Source organism: Neobacillus canaveralius, assembly GCF_047237705.1.
In the GTDB taxonomy this organism is placed as follows: Bacteria; Bacillota; Bacilli; order Bacillales; family Cytobacillaceae; genus Neobacillus; species Neobacillus niacini_K.
The window spans coordinates 355,919-375,002 of the sequence record NZ_JBDFLL010000001.1 but is presented as its reverse complement, the minus strand read 5'-3'; the positions used below and the strand labels follow the sequence as shown (position 1 = coordinate 375,002).

Annotated in this window: 19 protein-coding genes; 4 read left to right on the top strand and 15 right to left on the bottom strand. The window is 40.9% G+C overall.

Translation table 11 applies throughout. The features are described from left to right. Positions 1-143: 143 nt before the first annotated feature. The 3 genes from ABC255_RS01855 (at position 144) to ABC255_RS01845 (ending at position 5,715) form a co-directional block, all read left to right on the top strand. Positions 144-1,775: an SWIM zinc finger family protein gene (locus ABC255_RS01855; RefSeq protein WP_412991079.1), complete on the top strand. Its 1,632-nt coding sequence runs from the start codon at positions 144-146 to the stop codon at positions 1,773-1,775. A gap of 265 nt (positions 1,776-2,040) precedes the next feature. Further along, entirely contained in the window at positions 2,041-4,944 is a 2,904-nt protein-coding gene (locus ABC255_RS01850; protein WP_412991078.1) for a DEAD/DEAH box helicase, read from the top strand. A gap of 210 nt (positions 4,945-5,154) precedes the next feature. Continuing rightward, positions 5,155-5,715, top strand: a complete 561-nt coding sequence (locus ABC255_RS01845) for a CBO0543 family protein (RefSeq protein WP_412991077.1) — start codon at positions 5,155-5,157, stop codon at positions 5,713-5,715. 46 nt (positions 5,716-5,761) lie between these two features. On the opposite strand, the gene ABC255_RS01840 is transcribed toward ABC255_RS01845, so the two are convergent. The 11 genes from ABC255_RS01840 to ssb all read right to left on the bottom strand — a co-directional run bounded on the left by ABC255_RS01840 (position 5,762) and on the right by ssb (position 15,740). Then, complete coding sequence (locus ABC255_RS01840) at positions 5,762-6,832, bottom strand: 3D domain-containing protein (RefSeq protein WP_412991076.1); 1,071 nt, start codon at positions 6,830-6,832, stop codon at positions 5,762-5,764. 451 nt (positions 6,833-7,283) lie between these two features. Beyond that, positions 7,284-8,729 carry a glycoside hydrolase family 1 protein gene (locus ABC255_RS01835; RefSeq protein ID WP_412991075.1) on the bottom strand — a complete coding sequence of 482 codons (1,446 nt, stop codon included), beginning with the start codon at positions 8,727-8,729 and terminating at the stop codon, positions 7,284-7,286. A gap of 70 nt (positions 8,730-8,799) precedes the next feature. Beyond that, on the bottom strand, positions 8,800-9,126 hold the full coding sequence (locus ABC255_RS01830) for a PTS lactose/cellobiose transporter subunit IIA (RefSeq protein ID WP_335535173.1): 327 nt from the start codon (positions 9,124-9,126) through the stop codon (positions 8,800-8,802). A 72-nt stretch (positions 9,127-9,198) separates the two neighbouring features. Next, complete coding sequence (gene celB / locus ABC255_RS01825; protein WP_412991074.1) at positions 9,199-10,527, bottom strand: PTS cellobiose transporter subunit IIC; 1,329 nt, start codon at positions 10,525-10,527, stop codon at positions 9,199-9,201. Between the two features lie 52 nt (positions 10,528-10,579). Beyond that, positions 10,580-10,885, bottom strand: coding sequence for a PTS sugar transporter subunit IIB (locus ABC255_RS01820; protein WP_335535177.1), 306 nt, complete (start codon positions 10,883-10,885; stop codon positions 10,580-10,582). 186 nt (positions 10,886-11,071) lie between these two features. Beyond that, positions 11,072-11,380 (bottom strand): PTS sugar transporter subunit IIB, encoded by a 309-nt coding sequence (locus tag ABC255_RS01815; RefSeq protein WP_412991073.1) that lies wholly within the window; start codon positions 11,378-11,380, stop codon positions 11,072-11,074. 11 nt (positions 11,381-11,391) lie between these two features. Beyond that, the gene (locus tag ABC255_RS01810) at positions 11,392-13,302 is read right to left on the bottom strand and encodes a BglG family transcription antiterminator (protein WP_412991072.1); all 1,911 of its coding nucleotides are present in this window, start codon (positions 13,300-13,302) and stop codon (positions 11,392-11,394) included. Between the two features lie 43 nt (positions 13,303-13,345). Then, on the bottom strand, positions 13,346-14,065 hold the full coding sequence (locus tag ABC255_RS01805) for a GntR family transcriptional regulator (RefSeq protein WP_412998450.1): 720 nt from the start codon (positions 14,063-14,065) through the stop codon (positions 13,346-13,348). A 173-nt stretch (positions 14,066-14,238) separates the two neighbouring features. Continuing rightward, on the bottom strand, positions 14,239-14,634 hold the full coding sequence (locus ABC255_RS01800; protein WP_412991071.1) for a hypothetical protein: 396 nt from the start codon (positions 14,632-14,634) through the stop codon (positions 14,239-14,241). Positions 14,635-15,078: 444 nt separating this feature from the next. Then, on the bottom strand, positions 15,079-15,354 hold the full coding sequence (locus ABC255_RS01795; RefSeq protein WP_412991070.1) for a hypothetical protein: 276 nt from the start codon (positions 15,352-15,354) through the stop codon (positions 15,079-15,081). Next, the gene (gene ssb, locus ABC255_RS01790) at positions 15,351-15,740 is read right to left on the bottom strand and encodes a single-stranded DNA-binding protein (RefSeq protein ID WP_335535189.1); all 390 of its coding nucleotides are present in this window, start codon (positions 15,738-15,740) and stop codon (positions 15,351-15,353) included. Before ssb ends, ABC255_RS01795 begins: the two co-directional genes overlap by 4 nt. 262 nt (positions 15,741-16,002) lie before the next feature. Here ssb and ABC255_RS01785 point away from each other — a divergent pair, with 262 nt between their 5' ends. Continuing rightward, positions 16,003-16,434 carry a YwpF family protein gene (locus ABC255_RS01785; protein ID WP_412991069.1) on the top strand — a complete coding sequence of 144 codons (432 nt, stop codon included), beginning with the start codon at positions 16,003-16,005 and terminating at the stop codon, positions 16,432-16,434. Positions 16,435-16,470: 36 nt separating this feature from the next. Here the strand turns inward: ABC255_RS01785 and ABC255_RS01780 are convergent, their stop codons facing one another. The 4 genes from ABC255_RS01780 to mreB all read right to left on the bottom strand — a co-directional run bounded on the left by ABC255_RS01780 (position 16,471) and on the right by mreB (position 19,063). Continuing rightward, a complete protein-coding gene (locus ABC255_RS01780; protein WP_412991068.1) occupies positions 16,471-16,854 on the bottom strand; it encodes a hypothetical protein in 384 nt (127 codons plus the stop codon). Positions 16,855-16,965: 111 nt separating this feature from the next. After that, a complete protein-coding gene (fabZ, locus tag ABC255_RS01775; protein ID WP_063254781.1) occupies positions 16,966-17,391 on the bottom strand; it encodes a 3-hydroxyacyl-ACP dehydratase FabZ in 426 nt (141 codons plus the stop codon). 84 nt (positions 17,392-17,475) lie between these two features. Then, the gene (locus tag ABC255_RS01770; RefSeq protein WP_412991067.1) at positions 17,476-17,793 is read right to left on the bottom strand and encodes a DNA-directed RNA polymerase subunit beta; all 318 of its coding nucleotides are present in this window, start codon (positions 17,791-17,793) and stop codon (positions 17,476-17,478) included. Positions 17,794-18,061: 268 nt separating this feature from the next. Next, positions 18,062-19,063, bottom strand: a complete 1,002-nt coding sequence (gene mreB / locus ABC255_RS01765; protein WP_335535199.1) for a rod shape-determining protein — start codon at positions 19,061-19,063, stop codon at positions 18,062-18,064. Between the last annotated feature and the right edge of the window lie 21 nt (positions 19,064-19,084).

The window sequence follows — 19,084 nt, the reverse complement described above, 5'->3', positions numbered from 1 at the left end:
TACTAAGATAAACAATCAAATTTAACAAAGCTTTTTCATAAAAAAGCCTGTCTTGAATAGAAATCCTCTTTTCTCTCCTCGAATGGTCAATTTTTGGGTATAATATAGGAATATGGATTTTTCTAAAAAAGGGGGTCGTGGCTTTGGAGTCGACGACTGCTAATGACCGGATTGAACTTCTCTCAGAAGAAATTAAAGATTTGCTGCATCCGCATGCCGTCGATGATGTTAAGCTCATTCAAAAGGGCTTAATGCTGTACCGGCAAGGGATGGTCAAGCAATTGCAAATATGGAATGCCCAAATTACGGCAATGGTACAGGACGTTACGGCTTGCCATGTGAAACTGAATTTTTCCCATTTGTCTTTAAACAGTTGTACCTGCCCACACGAGGGACTATGCCGCCATCAGATCGCTGTATTTTTTGCTGCTTATTCACGAATAGGCAGTGTTGCAGAGTGGGTTGCAGAGTGGCGCGAACCTATGAAGGAGAAGAATGACGTTGCGAGCTGGGGGCTTCAAAAGGCAAAGGATTTGATCAAAGCGAACGGTGTGATGAAGCCTGATTACGCGCGCTGGGTTGAATCCTTCGAAGTGAGCTTTGACACGATTCTTAATTCGAAAAAGTATTCGAGCCCTTTTATTATTGCGGAGCTATTTAATATTTACGAACGGCGGATTAAAGCGAGTGCTCCGGTAGAAAAGGAATGGCGTCTGCTCTATGAAATGGTCGGGATTGTTGTTTCATTTAAAAAGCTTGCTGTCTTAACAGTAAATTCAGGGTTTGCTGAGGATGTCGTGAGACGCGCTTACCTCTCTGTGTTCCATAATTTAATTGAAGATGCCGATGAGCTTGTTTTGAAAATTGGTGTTCAATCGCTGCCATTTGATTTTGACGAATTTATTTTAAAATTAAAGGACGAAGTGTTTGAGCTATTGACTGTTTCTTCGGACCTTGAGCAGGAACGGATTTATCTGTACCGTCTCCTTTGGACTAATCTTTTTAAAAAGAAGGAATGGCGTGAGGAAGAAATCGTCCTGATTAACGACCGAATGAAGTCTTTGAACGAGTGGGAGAATCCGAATCCGCTGATGGTTGCAGGGATTCATATCAGCATTTTGCAGCAAAAGGATGAGTTGGCGTTGGATTTGATTACTAAGGTCGACGATAAGGTGATAACTCCCTATATGCTTCATTGGATTGAACTATTGTCACAGACGAAAGCATGGAAACGGGTTGGACCGCTAATTGAGCTGTTTATTTCTAAACTTAAAGGCTATTTAGATTTTCTGCGAACCTATCATTCCTGTGCTTCTTTTACTCGATCGACTCTAAAGGCAATCAATCCTTACATCTCGGAGAATGGGAAAGCTGAGTTATATGAGCGCGCCATGCTGTCGACTTTGCCTTACAGCTATACAGAATATGAACATTCACTGTTTGAACGGAAGCAGTACGACAAATGGAGCGACCTCCAGGCGTTCATGGGCTGGAATTTTTATGATCTGCCTAGGGAACGGGTTAAGGTAATTGAAAAAGAAAAACCGGAAGTGTTGCTCGGAATGCTGCACCAATCGGCCTTAAACGAAATCAACCAAAAAAATCGGTCCAGCTACAAAGCAGCGGTCCGGCACTTAAAAAAGCTGCGTACACTATACAAAAAAACAAAACGCGTCGACGACTGGCAATACTTCCTCGACAGCCTAATGGACAAAACCAAAAGACTCCGCGCCTTCCACGAAGAATGCAGACGGAGCAAACTTATAGAAGAATAAAATGGTGCCTAGGTCGGTGCATAGTTTGGTGACAGGCACCGCCCGTGGACACTGTCCACCTCAGGCGGACAGTTTGATGAAGGTAATAGGCTCTGGATAGATTTTTGTACATTTATTGTTGCGTTTTGTACACTTTCCGTGGCGTTTTGTACATTTTTCGGATGGTTTTGTACATTTTCTTAGGGGTTTTGTACTTTTAGACATTTTTTGGTAATCACCAACCCCAAAATTATAGCCCCACCCTAGTAAAAGGAGTAACTTTACGATGCTGAAAACTAGATTTGTTAAGCTTCTGACAATTAAATTAGATGATGGCCGTTATCTACTGGCTGCTGAGGATGAACATGGGCATGGATTACCGCCTTCTGAGTGGAAGAATGTGTTGTTCAGCCGCCATGATGAGAGCTTTTTTGGCACGCTTCTTGAGAACGAGTCAGTTGATGGCATCGAGGGTGTAGTGGTGACTGGCTGGCACCTTGTTTCTCTTTTTGCGAAGGAGTCATTCAACCGGTTTATTGACTGGGACTGGAGTGACCAATCTGAGATTTGTTTAGCGGCGGCCCACTCTCTCCATGAAGGAATTCTTGAGAAAGATTGGCTTCCGGACTTTTCGGTTTGGGAGAATGGCGACTTTCGCTGGCAGCTTCCCGTTCGTGTCATGGATGAGTTTGATCCTTCTTTTTGGGAGCAAGAAGTCGATCCACGACATGAAGCTTCTGAAACGGTACAAGAATTTATCTCAGATTTGTATGACCATGCCTTGGATGCCTATTTGACGCGAAATGCTTCGATGAAAGAATTATTTGGTCCAAAGCTTGCTTTGCTGAGAAAACAAGGTATTTCTGGTGCTGAACTGGCACGCTATTTTGATGAGGATACCTGGCTTGAATGGGTTGGAATTAAGGAGGACGACACTCCTTTTACCATTGGACTCCGGTTAGAGGAACCTCTCGATGGCGAAGGTCCTTGGAACCTGGATGTCTTTTTGCGTGGTAAAAAAAATGTCGACGATGTTTACGGATTGGATGCAAAAATTCCGGCACGATGGAAACCATTTTTGGAAAGAGTCGACCGTGAGCAAGGGCGCTGGGCAAGTTTAATTCCGTGGCTGAGTGAGGACGGCGCGACATTGAAATCTGGACTTACAGAGGAAGAAGCGTGGATGTTTTTGACAGAGGCAAGTGAAACCCTCGTTGCGCTGGACGTGGAGATCCTCCTCCCTGCTTGGTGGCATGCGATGAAGAATGCCAATTTAAAGGTGAAGGCGTCATTAAAAGGATCATCCAGTCACCGACCGTCATTTGTCGGGCTCCAGGCTATGCTTGATTTCAACTGGCGTTTTTCCATGAACGGCGTCGATTTCTCCGAGGAAGAATTCAGTCAGCTTGTCGAAGAAAAACGTCGACTCGTGTTTATACGCGGACGTTGGGTGAAGCTCGATCCAGGCTTTATTCGACAAATTCAGGATTTGATGAAGCGTGCTGAGAAAGAAGGTTTGCATGTAAGGGATTTGCTCGAGCAGGAATTGGTTGAGACACCTCCTACGGAAGATGAGCTCGAAAACCCAAAAGCCTTTGCGCGGATTCAAATCGAATTAAATAGCCAATGGAAAAAGATGATCAAGCAGCTATCCGAAGCACATGAAATACCGCTGGAAGACGTTCCTTCAGGGCTTCAGGGCGAACTCCGCCCTTACCAGCAGCTGGGAATGAGCTGGCTCTGGTTCCTGCGTCAATACGGATTTGGTGCAGTCCTCGCCGATGACATGGGGCTCGGGAAAACGGTGCAACTAATCGCTTATCTATTGAAGGTAAAAGAGGAAATTGGTGCACAACCTGAATTGGTGACAGGCACCGAGGACAGAACTGATTCAAAGGATATTGCTAAAAATGAAAAAACCCCGGTTAAGGCTGCTTTGATTATCTGCCCGACTTCGGTTCTTGGTAACTGGCAGAAGGAGCTTGAACGTTTCGCTCCTGAGATTAATGTATATTTGCATTACGGTTCGAATCGCTTGAAGGAAGACGCCTTTAAGGAAAAAATTAAAGATGCTGATGTCGTACTGACTTCTTACGGACTGAGCCATATGGACTCTGAGGAGTTTGAGTCCATCCTGTGGAGTTCGATTTCCATTGATGAGGCACAGAATATTAAAAACGCCGGTACGAAGCAGTCACGGGCAGTGCGAAGGCTCCGCGGGGGACATCACATCGCCTTGACCGGTACCCCGATGGAAAATCGTTTATCTGAACTATGGTCGATTTTTGATTTTACCAATCATGGCTATCTTGGCAGCTTGGGGCAATTCCAGAAGAAATTTGTCATTCCAATTGAAAAGGACGAGAAAAAAGAAAAGGTCAATGAGCTGCAATCGTTAATCCGCCCGTTCCTGATGAGGAGGACGAAAAAGGATGAAGAGGTGGCACTCAATCTCCCTGACAAGCAGGAGCAAAAAGAGTATTGTCCACTCACAACGGAACAGGCATCATTGTATGAGCAGCTTGTCCGCGATACCTTTGCTGAAATCGAAAAGCTGTCAGGCTTTGAACGCAAGGGGTTAATATTGCAAATGCTTAGCAGGCTAAAACAGCTTTGCAATCACCCCGCTCTTTATCTGAAAGAAAGATCAGCTGACAGGCTGCTTCTGGATCGCTCGAATAAATTGGAGAAGCTTGTCGACCTTGTCGACGCTGTTTTAGACTCAGGCGAAAGCTGTCTCATTTTCACGCAATATATCGAAATGGGTGAAATGATTCGTTCGACAATTAAGAAGAAGTTTGGGGTTGAAGTGCCGTTCCTGAACGGAAGTGTACCAAAGGCGCAGCGTGATACCATGATTGAGCGGTTCCAAAATCATGAGTTCCCGGTGTTCTTGCTTTCATTGAAGGCTGGAGGAACCGGGCTGAACTTGACAGCAGCCAATCACGTTATTCATTATGATCGCTGGTGGAATCCGGCAGTTGAAAATCAAGCCACAGACAGAGCGTATCGGATAGGTCAATCCCGCTTCGTTCACGTGCACAAGCTCATCTGTACCGGTACACTAGAAGAAAAAATCGACGCCATGCTCGAGAAAAAACAGCACCTAAACGACCAAATCATCCAAAGCGAAAACTGGATCACCGAACTCTCCACAGACGAGCTAAAAGATTTGGTGTATTTAGGGTAGGGGTATAGTCTATGTGGGATTATTTGTCTAATTATACAATGATGTATATTTGGTGCCTGTCACCACCTACGGTGGTGACAGGCACCGCTCCTTGAACCAGACTTAGGACTGGTTTTTTGTTGTTATTAAGGCTTTTACTTTAGAAAGTATACATTTTGGAGTGGGATTAATACTAGTACTTGAAGACGTTACATTATATGGGGTTGTTATATGGCCACTAAGGAAGAAATTATTGAAATAATAGATAAGAATCATAATCAAATTGAACTTTTAATTGATAAGAAAATTCAAATTTGGACCGAGTATGTTCTGTTTTCTGGTTTATGGTGGATGGGTGTCGGTTTATCCATTATTCCTTGGATTATTTGGTTTGTTATTAGGAAAAGGGATAGCACAGACCGCCTTCTGTATATTGCCTTTTATATTATGGCAATTGCTGTTGTTTCGGATATCTTAGGGGATCAGTTAGGATTATGGCATTATCGGTATCATGTCATCCCAGTACTTCCCACCTATTTTCCTTGGGATGTTACCCTAATGCCCTTAACCATCATTACATTAATACAAATTAAACCTAACGTTAATCCTTGGATTAAGGCTACTTTCTTTGCACTAGCAGCTTCTTATTGTGCAGAGCCATTTTTTGACTGGTTAGGTGTATACGAGCCGGTACATTGGCGCTATAGTTATTCTGTTCCTCTCCAAATTATTCTTTACATGAGTGCACATGCCCTCAGTAAACGAAATCAATTCAGCAAAATTGACCAATAAAAAAAGAGATCTAACATTTTTTGATGTCTGATCTCTTTATCAATTATTAGTTTAAAATGACGATTTTGACGGTTTTTCTGCCCCATGCGATTGAATGTGCATTGTCTGGCATTACCACATCGATTTTATGGCCTTTGATTGCGCCGCCGGTATCTCCAGCAATCGCTACACCATAGCCTTCTACCCAAACTGTTGAACCTAATGGAATAACAGATGGATCAACCGCGATTAATTTGATATTTGGATTTTCTTTGATATTATGACCCATGTACGTAACATTTCCAGCTGATTGCCAGCTGTATGCAGTCGCCGTAACATACATTTCTTTGCCCGTTGTACCAGCTGGTGCTGGAGTTGCAGCTGGTGCTGGAGCGTTAGCCGCTGCGATTGCTCTCGCTGCTTCTTGTTCCTGACGAACCTTCTCTTGCGCCGCTTGTACCTGTGCTTGAATTCCAGCCATTTCTTCATTCACTTGACTATATTTTTGCTGCATTACTGTTAAGGATTCTTGTCTCTTTTGTAAATTAAAATCAAGTTCAGCCTGGTGCTTGGCAAGATTTTCTTGTTCCACAGCCAACTGTTCTTCTTGCTCAGCAATTACTTTTACATTTTCTTCAATTTGCTTAAGGTCGTTTTCTTGATCCTTAATAATATCATTATCTGCGTTAAACAGAGTTGTTACTGCACTTGCACGTTGAATAAGATCTGCGACACTCTTAGATTCCAGGATGACATTGATCGCTACATTCAGTTTTTCATCCTCTTGTAAAGCCACTAACCTGCTTTTCATCATATCTTTACGGTTATGGATTTTATCCTCAAGGAAAACAATTTCTTCTTTTTTCTGTTCAATCAACTGACGAGTTTCATCAATTCTCGTCTGAGTTTCTGCTAAGGCTTCTCTATTTTGTGTAATATACGTTTGTAATTCTTCCATCTCTTTGTTAAGCTTTTCAATTTCAATGTTAATAGAGTTCTTTTCATTCGCCTTTTGTTGAAGCTCTTGCTCCACATTATGTAGTGCTTCCTTACTTGATTCTGCATGTACCACAACGGTACCAGACACCAATATTACGCATGTTAGAAACATGAAAATCATACGCCTTACAAGTTGCATACGGTTTTCCCCCTTCTCTATTAATCTATTTATACCATGACAATGTACCAGTTATATTACAAAGACATTAAAACTCTATCACAAATTGTCATATAACAGTGGAAAACAGTGGAAAACAATACAAACAGATGAGAAAAAACGGTAAATTTGCGGTGCCTGTCACCACTCGTGGACATTTCAGCCGTTTTGTCCACGTGGGGCGGACAGTTTGTTTCTATATGTAATATTTACGCCAATCGATGGATGTAAAATGAGGTTTATGTACGCGCAAAGAAGGGAAAATGAGAGTTTTATTGTTAAATTAGTAAGGGGTTTGTCAAAATTGTGAAATATATGAGGCATTATGTTTCTGGTAAGTTAATTAATTGAATGGGAGATGCTATGTAAAATCATAAAGGGCTCCGGAGTATCTCCGAAGCCCTTTAATACACGGTATTGTAGTACAAACTATTTATGATAAATTCTCACCATTGGTTTCAATGACTTCTTTATACCAATAAAAACTTTTTTTCTTAATCCGACGAAGGTCATGCTCCCCTTCTTCGTGCTGGTTCACATAAACAAATCCATAGCGTTTTTGGAACCCGTTTAACCAGCTCAATAAATCCGTAAAAGACCAAACACAATAACCTAACATTTCCACACCGTCTGTTATCGCCTCCTGAATCGCCTTTATATGAGCCCGGATAAAATCAATCCGGTAATCATCATTGACGATATCGCCTTCCTCAACTTTATCGAAGGCTCCTAAACCATTTTCGCTTATTAAGATTGGCAGGTGATAACGATTCGTGATTCTGCGAAGCGCAATTCTTAATCCCTGTGGGTCAATATTCCAATCCCAATCCGTTCTTTCAAGATTTGGATTCTCGACGGTTTTAAACATACCGGGAATTCCTGTATCCTTGGAAGTCCCTTTTTTCCCAGTGGTGTTCATCTCACCGGCACCAACTCCGCCCACTAATGGGTTTTCTTCATAGGTGGTTGTCTGATAGTAATTTAATCCCATAAAATCAGGCGTGCCAGCACGTAACAATTCAAAGTCGCCCTCTTCAATCGTTGGTGCCAGGCCATTTTGTTCGAGATAATTCCAAGCAGCCTTTGGATATTTTCCCCAAGCATAAACATCCATCCACCAATGGTTGTTTAGCTCCTCGGCAGCCTCAGCAGCAAGGATGTCTCCTGGTTTCGAGGTTAATGCATATGCTGGACTATAGGCGAAGCTGGGACCAATCTTCCCATCTGGAACATACTTACGGAATTCCTTAATGACACTAGCATTCGCCAGATTTGCATGGTGATTGACTTGATAGAATAACTTGTCATCCTTTACCCCTGGAGGATGGGCTGCCATCCGGTAACCAAACATGGTAAAAATATTTTGCTCGTTCAAGCTGACCCAGTATTTTACACGATCACCAAATCGTTTAAAAAGTTCAACACTATAGTTCGTGAAATCTTCGACAATTTGCCGCGATTCCCAGCCGCCATACTCATCTTGAAGGTTCTGCGGTAAATCCCAGTGATATAACGTCAAAACTGGCTCAATGTTATTTGCCTTTAGTTCATCAATTAACCGATCATAAAATTCTAAACCTTTTTCATTTACTTGACCTTTTCCGCTTGGGAATATCCGTGTCCACGCAACAGAAAAACGGTAAGCCTTCATTCCCATCTCCGCCATTAATTGAACATCCTCTTTATAGCGGTTGTAATGATCTACAGCCACATCCCCTGTTGTTCCTTTAAATGTTTTTCCGGGAATTCGGACAAACTGATCCCAGTTGGAAACACCTTTTCCATCTTTATCCCATGAACCTTCGATCTGATATGCAGCAGAAGCAGCACCCCATAGAAAACCATCAGGAAATGGCAATAACGTTTTATGTATCACCATCATCACTCCTTCTCATTAAAATAATAAAGAAGCTCGCACATGCGAGCATAAGTCTATCAAAAGAATTTCACTATTTTACGTTTTGCAATTTTATCGTTTCGTACATATCCACAAACTCAGTAGCTAAATCTTTAATCGTAATTGCATTCATCAGATGATCCTGGGCATGAACCATTAAAAGAGAAACTTCTGTTTTTTCGCCACGTACTTCTCCCTGAACAAGGTTTGTTTGAATTTTATGGGCTTCATTCACCGCATCACTTGATTCCTTTAGCTTCTGTCTTGCCCCTTCAAAATCTCCGGTTTTTGCTGCAGCAATTGCTTCCATTGCTGCACTTTTTCCATTTCCTCCGTGAAGAATAATTTGAAATATAACGGTTTCTAAGTTTTCCATCATGTTTCCCTCCAAAGATAGTGGTTAGAAAGGATATCCCCCGGTGAATGCCTAAATGGGGGGTATCCAAAATTGTTAAGATGCTTTTTTCGTATTAAATTGACTTTCTTCTATTAATTTTTGCTTATCCCATAGTTTAAAGAACGGCAGATAGATCGCAAAAGCAATGGCCATATTAACCATTTGTAGAGCAGCTCCAGAGAATTTACCACCTGTAGCTAAGAATCCACCAACTATAGGAGGAGTTGTCCAAGGAAGCGATATTCCTACAGGCTTTGCTACTAACCCCATTTGCATTGCAAGGAAGCTGGTAGTAGTGACTACGATCGGAACCAGGATAAACGGAATAATCATGATTGGATTCATCACAATTGGCATCCCGAAGATTATCGGTTCATTAATGTTAAATAATCCTGGTGCAATACCTAATCTGCCTAATGACTTCATTTGATTACTTTTTGCTGTGAATAACATAGCTAAAACGAGCGCCAGAGTTGCCCCACCACCGCCAATTAAGACGAAGATATCAATAAACTGCTGCGTAACGATATTTGGTACTTCCTCCCCAGCTTGGAAAGCCACACGGTTCGCATCCATTGCTGCAAGCCAAATTGGTCCCATTACTCCACCTACGATTGTTTGACCGTGTAAACCTGTGGACCATAGCATTTGAACTAGAATTAAAGCTAAAATGGTTCCCCATAATGTACCACCTAAAGCACTAAGCGGATCTTGTAATAATTGAGTGACAACATTGTGAAGACTTTCAAAGCTTGTTTGTTCCACAACCAAACGTAATAACCAAACAACAATAACAACAATAAAACCAGGTATTAAAGCAACAAATGATTTACTTACTGCCGGCGGAACACCGTCAGGCATTCTGATCACAATTTTCTTTTGAATAACGAAGCGATATATTTCTGTAGAGATAATCGATAAAATCATTGCAATGAAAAGACCTTTACTTCCTGTTAATGCTGCAGGAATCGCCCCTCCAACCATAATCGCTTCTGTCGCACCCTCAGGTGTAAAAGAAACCTGGTATGGAGTTGCCAGCAAAAATGCAACTAGCGAGATAACCCCTGCTGACATTGCATCAACGTTATACTTTTCAGCTAAGCGATACGCAATGGAAAATGCTGCCACCAGAGCCATAATATCAAATGTTGCTCCCACTGGATATAACAATTTCCCTAACCATTCATCCCCGAATATACCTGCCATGAAATCAGAGTAGCCATCAATTGGAATAAAACCTAAGATTAAAAATATCGACCCAATAATCATCAATGGCATCGTGGCAATTAGTCCGTCCCGTAGCGCTTGCAGGTGTCTTTGACCAGCAATCCGGCCAGCAGTCGGCATAACTTTTTCTTCTAAAAAAGCTGTTAGTTTATTCATCCGCTATTTCCCCTTTATTTTTTTATTTATTTGCCCAGTGCTAAAACATAACCTATTTTTTAGCTAATTCGATTGCCGCTTTTAATACCTCTGCCCCATTAACCATTCCGTAGTGAACCGGGTTAATCGCATCCACAGGGACATTATTTTCTTCTCCTAACTTTTTCATCGATGGCAGCATATAGCGTACTTGAGGCCCAAGCAATAGAACATCCGCTTCACCAATATGGTTTTTCACTGCATCGACACCCTCTGCCCAAATTCTACATTCAAATCCCTGCTCCCAAGCGGCAGTTTCCATTTTTGTTACTAATAAGCTTGTAGACATTCCTGCTGAACAACATAATAAGATATTCATCTGTTACATCCTCCCCTGTATGATTTATAAAATGATATCTAAAGCCATACTTGACTTGTTGACTTTATTGTAGGGGAATAGCACTGGAATCTAAACTTAGATTTTTTCCGTTGCGCAAGGGAAATCATTAAGCGTTTTCATCATTTGTTATAGAAAAAGGGATGGAAACTACGGATTCCATCCCTTTTAGTCTTTATTTAGTAGTTTTTTGGCGAAATTTAGTACTTCTTCACCGTTACAGGTTCCGTAGTGGACCATGTTAATCACGTCCACGGGGATTCCTTTTTCCGCACCTAATTTTTTTAAAATGGGCAGCATGTGTCTCACTTGCGGACCTAACAGCAGGACATCTGCTTGATCGATCTGCTTCGGAACCGCTTCTCCAGGCAAGGTCCAAATTTTACATTCTACCCCTTGCTCCTGAGCCGTTTTTTTCATTCGCTTGGCTAATAAACTAGTCGACATACCTGCTGAACAACATAATAATATATTCATTTTAAGTCACCTTATTCAAATAAACATTTAATAAATTCCTTATAGGTTTTCGATTTTAGCAGTAGTTGGACCTTGGCGCCGTCATCCACCACCGTGCCTAAGAGATCATACATCTTTTGAAGATCCTGAGTACTATTTTTCTCCACACTTAATAAGCATATAAATTGGGCCCGATTTCCTCCCCAATCAATTGGTTTTTGCAGCGTACACATCGCCAAAAAGGTCGTATCACTCAATGGCGAAATCGGATGAGGAATCGCTACAAGATTTCCAAAAGAAGTCGGTGAAATTGCTTCTCTTTCCAGCACTGAATCTAAAAAGGATTCGTCTACTAGGCCAAGATTAAGTAGCTTCTTATAAAAAAATTGAAGCGTGCTTTCCCTTGAATTAAATTTTTCCTGAAGAAAGACTAATTCTTCCTTAATATACTCGAAGGACTGCTCTGATTGGTCCTTCAACACAAATTGTACTCGTTGTAAGTCTCCCTCTCCAAGAAAGGTGTTTACTTCTATCACCGGCACTGGCAGGGAATCTCGGATTGGGATGGTACTTACAACAAAATCAATCAATTGGAAAGGGTACTCCTTTAGTTTGTAATATTCCGTTGTCCCAACAATTTCAATTCTTGCACCAAACTTTGACTGAAGCTTATAGGATAACAGCCGTGCACTTCCAATACCTGAGGCACAAACGACTAGACATCGCTTTGGAACAACATTCATCTCTTTTCTTTCTAACGCAGCGCCAATATGGAGAGCCAAATAGCCGATTTCATCATCATTGATCGTAATTCCCGTTTCCCGCTTTAGTACCCTGCTCGCAATGATGCCGGCTTCAAAAGCAACAGGATAATTGAGTTTAATCTCGCTAAGCATTGGGTTTCTAATATTCATCCCATATTTAAAACGGTTGATCGCAGGTTTTAAATGTAAGCTTAAGGCTATCACCAATTCTTTGTCATCAAGAATACCTGAATTTAATTCCTTTTCAATTTCTTCTAATATTTGTATCGTAAGCCTTGTGGTTTCATTATGAAGCTCACTTTCATCTGCACTTAAATGAGCAGCCATCCTAGTCCCTAATAAGTGCATGGTTATATATGCAATCTCTACTTTTGGAAAAAAACACATCAATTTCGTCTCAAGTTTACTAATTATTTTTTCCGCTACTTTATACTCTCTCGTTTTTATAACGTCTGTTAATTCTTCCGGAGGTAAGGAGACATGATTCCCATTTCCAATCCGTCTAAACGCTATCGCAATATGGATAACAAGATTGTCTAGCGCGACATCTGATAGAGATACAGAGTACTCTTTAATTTGGTCTAAAATAATCTCTTTAATCCCCTGCATTTTATCCCGTGGAAGAATAGATATTCCACTTTCAGCCAGATATCCTCGATAATCATTTCGGTTAAAAATAAATTCGGCCATACAAAAACGAAGTTTAACCTCATCTCCTATCAACCTCATTCCATAACCAGGGCGTGCCTCAAAGGCAATTCCATACCCTTCAAGCATTTTTTTTACATCACGGAAGTCATTTTGGATCGTTGACTTACTAATATATAACTCGTCGGCTAAATCTTCTATCTTTAAATATCCATCGGCTAAGAGAAGCCGCTTCATTAGGTACCGTAACCGGTCTTCAGGAGTCGCAGGACTGGCACCGTTTTCATTTTGAAAGTGACTTTGTAAAAACTCTTTGAACAAATGATCCTCCTGAATCACGAGTTCATAGCCTATTCCTCTGACGGATTTAATTGCTCCCCCCTTGCGAGCAAGAACCGAGTCCAGCTCTTTCATATCATTTCTGACTGTTCGTGATGTTACTTGAATAATGGATGCTAAATCTTCACCAGTTATCGCCGACCTAGCTCTCATTAATTCTCGTAAAATAGCTGTTAATCGAGGATTTAACATCCTTATCCCTCCACTCATCAAACTATCATCTGTTACCACATTATTAACGTCGGATATTTACCGTTGTAATTTCAAATTTATCATATCTGTGTCTTGAAAAAGAGTATTCAAATGGAATACCGTTGTTTAAATAACACACCTGCTCAACTTCAAGAATCGGATCATCCTGCAAACAGCCTAAATATTCTTTATCATATTGGTTCGGTTTACAGGCTCTTATTTTTTTATGCAGGCCAGCCATTGTCAATCCAAGTGTTTCATTAATATGGGAATAGACGGATGACAGCAATACATTTTCATTGATTCCAGGGATTAAATTTGTTGGCATATAGGTATGCTCCAAAACATAGGGCTCGTCATCAACCAATCTTAACCGGATAATATCGTAAACGGGAGTTTTGACATCAATCGAAAGTTGAACAGCAATTTCCTCCGATGGGAACTTGACTTCAAATTTGATGATTTGACTGGTAACACTCATTCCTCTTTCCTTAATTACCTGCGTTAGCCCTAATGATTCCTTACATGCCACATGGACTTTATTATTCTGTAACGAAGATTTGACAATAAAGGTCCCATGCCCGCGTTTTCTATATAGGATTCCCTCCATGACAAGGATATCAAGAGCCTTTTTCATCGTCATACGGCTGCATGCAAATTGATTCGAAAGCGAGATTTCATCTGGAATCGGCTGATCCGGAGGATAAAAGCTATCGAAAATCCGTCTTCTCATTTCATTGGAAATTTCCTGATATTTAACCAGTTTGAGCACCACCCAGTCATACGTTATACCAAAATTTCTACGTACAATAATTATAAAAATACAAAATCAAAACTATAAGAGTATTCAACTATTATTATATACAATTAAGTTTAAATGTATAGACATTTAATTTTACAATTATGCTTGCTATTTGACCACAAAGATTCCGTATTCTAGACTTCTTGTTTTTCATGAGCTAACAAATTCTTCGGGTTCACTTTTTCTCGCAATTTGATTCCTTTCCTTCGTGAATGCATTAAGAATGCGACTTTGTTGTCCTCCATAATGGCAAAGTTAGTGAAGATATCGTAAGCGTCTTCCTCGGAAAGCGGCCTCTCTCCTTCGATCAGCTGCAAGGAGTGGTGGTGACAGTTAAATTGGGAGTTCGTTTCATGGATGTGAATGGTAACTCTTGATTGGTGAAGAGGGATAGAATGGTAAGATAGGTGTGAAGATGGGTGGTGAGATTTTTTTGAGAGTAGCAAGGCATCGTAGAATTCCGGTTTTCCTTTGATATGCATTTCCAAGTTACTCGGTCGTTCTCCAATAAATATTAACGAGTTTGGCATTAGTTACTTAACCTCCGTTGAGACAAATATTTACATCAACTTTTATTATTCGACAATAATTTTAATACTCCTTTTTTCTTTAAAAAAGAATTCTCATGCCGCCAAAAAGGCGTGCGTTGTTTATCAATTTATTAACCTATCAGATCAAAGCTAGTAAAAAACATAAAAATATCTAAAAAAGTAGGCCGCTGATCGATTATCAGCGGCCTTGAAAAATAAAACACAGGGGGTTTTGTACTAGTTTGCCCGACAGGAGAAAAATTATACACCGTTTAGAACAAAAAAATTCCGGCGCTGCTCGGCCGGAAAATGGGGACTATTTTGGAGGGTATCGGTTTTTCTTTTAACAAAGGAACCTCTTATTTCGGGGAAAATGTTCAAAAAAGGAACCATTTTGGTTTTACCAAAAATAATTCTAGTTATGACGTCAGCTGACGAAGATTTTCAAAAATGTGAGATATGGTCGTGAATTTCGGATGGTGTTTGAGTATGGTGATGTGTGGGGTAGGTTCTGATTGGGCCCCAATCTCTTTCCTTTAGCTGCCCTTTCATAATCCATTCTAGCTGGCTGATTCTTTTCTTGAGGCTGTCGATGTTTTCATTCATCAGATTGATCGTGTTTTGTAGATTATCATTTTTCTTATTGGCACGGCCGACCATTTTTATCAAACTTTCAAGCAGTTGTTCTAAACTGGTGGCGACATCATCATGATGTGTCAAAATGGCAGCTCCTCCTTCGTCACTGTAACCGTAACGGGTTGTGGCGGTTCTGGCGGTGTGTAGCTTGGTTTTGCGCCCAAGAAACGAATGGATTCGGCCACCACTTCTGTAACATACACACGCTTTCCTTCTTTGTTATCATAATGACGGGTTTGCAGCCTGCCGGTAACCCCCACAACTGAACCCTTTCGACAGTATTGGACCGTATTCTCAGCAGGCTTTTTCCAAATGGTGCACTGGACAAAGTCTGCTTCTATTTCTCCATGCTGGTTACGAAATTGACGGCTAACTGCCAACGTCACAGTAGTAACAGGCAGCCCATCACTTGTTTTTCTCAATTCCGGATCCCGCGTCAGCCTTCCAACAAGCGTGACTTGATTGATCATACAATTTTCTCCTCTCCTTTTGATGGCTTAATCATAGACCTTCCCGACCTAGGTGTAAAATGGTGAAATTTGGATTTTGATGGCATTTTTTGCTTCAAAATTGATTTTTCAACTATGTCAAAAGGCAATTTTGAAGGGACTATTTTTTACCAAAAGGCTTATTTGCAAAATACGACAAATATTTTTCGACATTTGTTTTCAGCACTGATATGTTATACTTTAGAAAAATGTGACTCGAGAATCGAAACAGGAGGTATTGCCGATGAAATCCTTTAAGTTAGTGGCTTTGGAAGTTGTTGAGGATGGAAATTCCGTTGAAATCCCATTAGAAGATGGATTAATTATCAATAAAGAAAATGAAAGTGCTAGCTGGCTGCTTGAAGCCTATACCGATTTATCCCTTTATGACTACTTCCAAAAAATCCACGAACAAAGCCGCGAGGTAATTGTACAAGCGGTGATTTCCAAACGCGAAAATGTTCCCGCTTATTTCCAAACCAAAATTGCTACACTAAAAAAATTCGAGAACCACATAAGCGTCTTGTTTGAAGGCCGATTACGCCGTAACAGAAGTGATTACTCTGAACTCCTACTCGACAGCCTGCTCGAGAAGGGCCTTGGCGGCCAGGCCTTACTCGAAGAATTTAGGGACAAAATGAAAAGCAAACCAAAGCTAAAAATGAAACACGATTAGTAAAAGGGCAGGCTATTTCAGCCTGCCCCATTTTATTTATTCGTCTTTGTTGTCGCGGTCGTTCATATCAATGTCGTCTTCCATGATATCTTCCCGTGGTGTATTTCTGTCCTTGGTCGGATCTTTATCAGTATCCGTATTTTTGTCTTCGCTTCTAGGATAGTTGTTGTCGTTTAAACCGTTATTATTGTTATAACGTGTGTTTCTGTTGTTTAGATTGTTATCGTTGTTATAACGTGTGTTTCTGTTGTTTAAATCGTTGTTATTGTTACCATCCAGGTTGTTATCATTATCAAGCGGTGTATTATCGTTCACCGGTGGTGCAGGATTTTGGTCATCATCATTATTATTATTACACCCCACTAACACTGACCCTGATAGAAACGCACTTGCTAATAATAAAAACAGCTTTTTCTTCAAACGTAAAAGCCCCTTTCCATAGGAAAAATATTGACCCTTTTATCGGTCTTATGTTATTTTCCCCAAGTATGAAAGGACTATTACAAAAAAAATAATCGGGGAATTCCCCGACTATTTTCCTAACGCAAACGTGATTTCTGCTTCACATGCAACTTCTCCATCAACCGTAGCAACTGCTTTTCCTTTGCCAATTGGACCACGCAAGCGAATAATTTCAACCTCAAGTCGCAACTGATCACCAGGCTTCACTTGTCTTTTAAAACGGCAGCCATCAATCCCAGCAAAAAATGCCAGTTTGCCGCGATTTTCTTCTTTTTTCAATACCGCAACCGCTCCAACCTGTGCAAGTGCCTCGACAATTAACACACCTGGCATTACCGGATAATCAGGAAAATGGCCATTGAAAAATTCTTCATTTGCGGTTACATTTTTGATTCCGACCGCCTTTACGCCTTCTTCCACTTCCAAGATTTTATCTACAAGCAAAAATGGATAACGATGGGGAATAATTTCTTTGATTTGTTGTACATCTAACATTTTTAGTACCTCCTCATAGGAACAGATATATATATTTTACTATTAAGAGCACACAAAAAGGAAGGGCAAGAGACCCCTCCTCGTTTATTTTTTTTCAACTAAATCAATAATATGTGTCCAAGTGGAGCCTTTTAACACATCTCCAGGATCCCCACTACCAAGCACACCATAGCCAACCGCGGCACCAGCTACCATAAAAAGACCAGTAAAAATGACCAATAGAACGATTCTAAGCCAAATTGGAATTAAACGAATCCGAATTCGTTTATTCACGGCTTCTGCTTTTTGGGCTTTTTGAGCGACTTTAGAAGTCTTTTGAGTGGCAGTACCTTCTTGCTCAGCGCCTTTTGCCTTTTTATACTCTTCCCTCGTCTTCACCTGGTTTAGATGATTTACTGACATCTCTTATTCCCCTTTAACCGAAATCCATCTATAGTATTGGACCTATTGTTAGTCCATTCTTCTGCTGTTTTTTTCGTTTTACCTAATATTATACTCTATTTTATAAAAAAATTAGGGAATAGACAGTAATTTTTTGCAGAAAAAGTATTTCCATGGCAAAAAGTGGCGAAAACTTTTGGTTGCGGTGCCGTTTTTTAAACCTTCACCAAATAAAAAAGCCCAATGATAAGATCATTAGACTTTTTCAATGGTAAGATGTCCTACCTTATTAAATAATTTTTCGCTTCGCAATACGATCTATATTGTCTAGCATAATGCCTGTTCCGATTGCCACGCAGTCCATTGGGTTTTCGGCTACTAAGACTGGTACTTTGAGCTCGTCTGCAAGCAATGTGTCAATTCCGTGCAGCAGGGCTCCCCCGCCTGTTAAAATAACGCCACGGTCGATGATGTCGGCTGAAAGTTCTGGCGGTGTGCGTTCAAGAACGCTTTTTGCCGCTTGAACGATTACGGACACTGACTCACGTAATGCACCTTCAATTTCTTCTGAATGAACGGTGATCGTACGTGGTAAGCCGCTGACCATATCCCGTCCGCGAATTTCCATTTCTTCCGAACGTGATCCTGGAAATACGGTACCAATGTTGATTTTAATATTCTCAGCTGTGCGTTCACCGATCAATAGCTTGTACTCACGCTTGATGTGATTGAGGATTTCCATGTCGAACTTGTCGCCGGCCATTTTAATGGAGGAAGAAGTAACGATATCGCCCATTGAAAGAACTGCTACATCAGTCGTTCCACCGCCGATGTCGACAACCATGTTACCGCTTGGCTGGAAAATATCCATACCTGCGCCAATCGCTGCCACCTTCGGCTCCTCTTCTAAATAAATTTTCTTGCCGCCGCTCTTTTCCGCCGCTTCTCTAATCGCTTTTTGCTCAACGCTTGTAATGTTCGTTGGACAACAAATCAGAATACGCGGTTTTGATAAAAAGCCCTTCACGTTTAACTTATTAATAAAATGTTTTAACATTGCTTCTGTTACGTCAAAGTCTGCGATTACTCCATCTTTTAACGGACGGATCGCGACGATATTACCAGGTGTACGTCCGACCATACGGCGAGCTTCCTCACCCACAGCCAGAACACGATTCGTATTTTTATCTATTGCTACGACAGATGGCTCATTCAATACAATTCCGCGGCCTTTTACGTGGATTAACACGTTAGCCGTTCCCAAATCAATCCCAATATCCCTAGCAAACATTCTCTTTTCTTTCCTCCTTGA

What these genes read in the sequence shown, in the direction of transcription:
- ABC255_RS01850 (WP_412991078.1), top strand. Translation starts at nt 2,041, where the DNA reads ATGCTGAAAACTAGATTTGTTAAGCTTCTGACAATTAAATTAGATGAT.
- ABC255_RS01845 (WP_412991077.1), top strand. Translation starts at nt 5,155, where the DNA reads ATGGCCACTAAGGAAGAAATTATTGAAATAATAGATAAGAATCATAAT.
- ABC255_RS01840 (WP_412991076.1), bottom strand. Translation starts at nt 6,832, where the DNA reads ATGCAACTTGTAAGGCGTATGATTTTCATGTTTCTAACATGCGTAATA.
- ABC255_RS01835 (WP_412991075.1), bottom strand. Translation starts at nt 8,729, where the DNA reads ATGGTGATACATAAAACGTTATTGCCATTTCCTGATGGTTTTCTATGG.
- ABC255_RS01830 (WP_335535173.1), bottom strand. Translation starts at nt 9,126, where the DNA reads ATGATGGAAAACTTAGAAACCGTTATATTTCAAATTATTCTTCACGGA.
- celB (WP_412991074.1), bottom strand. Translation starts at nt 10,527, where the DNA reads ATGAATAAACTAACAGCTTTTTTAGAAGAAAAAGTTATGCCGACTGCT.
- ABC255_RS01820 (WP_335535177.1), bottom strand. Translation starts at nt 10,885, where the DNA reads ATGAATATCTTATTATGTTGTTCAGCAGGAATGTCTACAAGCTTATTA.
- ABC255_RS01815 (WP_412991073.1), bottom strand. Translation starts at nt 11,380, where the DNA reads ATGAATATATTATTATGTTGTTCAGCAGGTATGTCGACTAGTTTATTA.
- ABC255_RS01810 (WP_412991072.1), bottom strand. Translation starts at nt 13,302, where the DNA reads ATGTTAAATCCTCGATTAACAGCTATTTTACGAGAATTAATGAGAGCT.
- ABC255_RS01800 (WP_412991071.1), bottom strand. Translation starts at nt 14,634, where the DNA reads ATGCCAAACTCGTTAATATTTATTGGAGAACGACCGAGTAACTTGGAA.
- ssb (WP_335535189.1), bottom strand. Translation starts at nt 15,740, where the DNA reads ATGATCAATCAAGTCACGCTTGTTGGAAGGCTGACGCGGGATCCGGAA.
- ABC255_RS01785 (WP_412991069.1), top strand. Translation starts at nt 16,003, where the DNA reads ATGAAATCCTTTAAGTTAGTGGCTTTGGAAGTTGTTGAGGATGGAAAT.
- fabZ (WP_063254781.1), bottom strand. Translation starts at nt 17,391, where the DNA reads ATGTTAGATGTACAACAAATCAAAGAAATTATTCCCCATCGTTATCCA.
- ABC255_RS01770 (WP_412991067.1), bottom strand. Translation starts at nt 17,793, where the DNA reads ATGTCAGTAAATCATCTAAACCAGGTGAAGACGAGGGAAGAGTATAAA.
- mreB (WP_335535199.1), bottom strand. Translation starts at nt 19,063, where the DNA reads ATGTTTGCTAGGGATATTGGGATTGATTTGGGAACGGCTAACGTGTTA.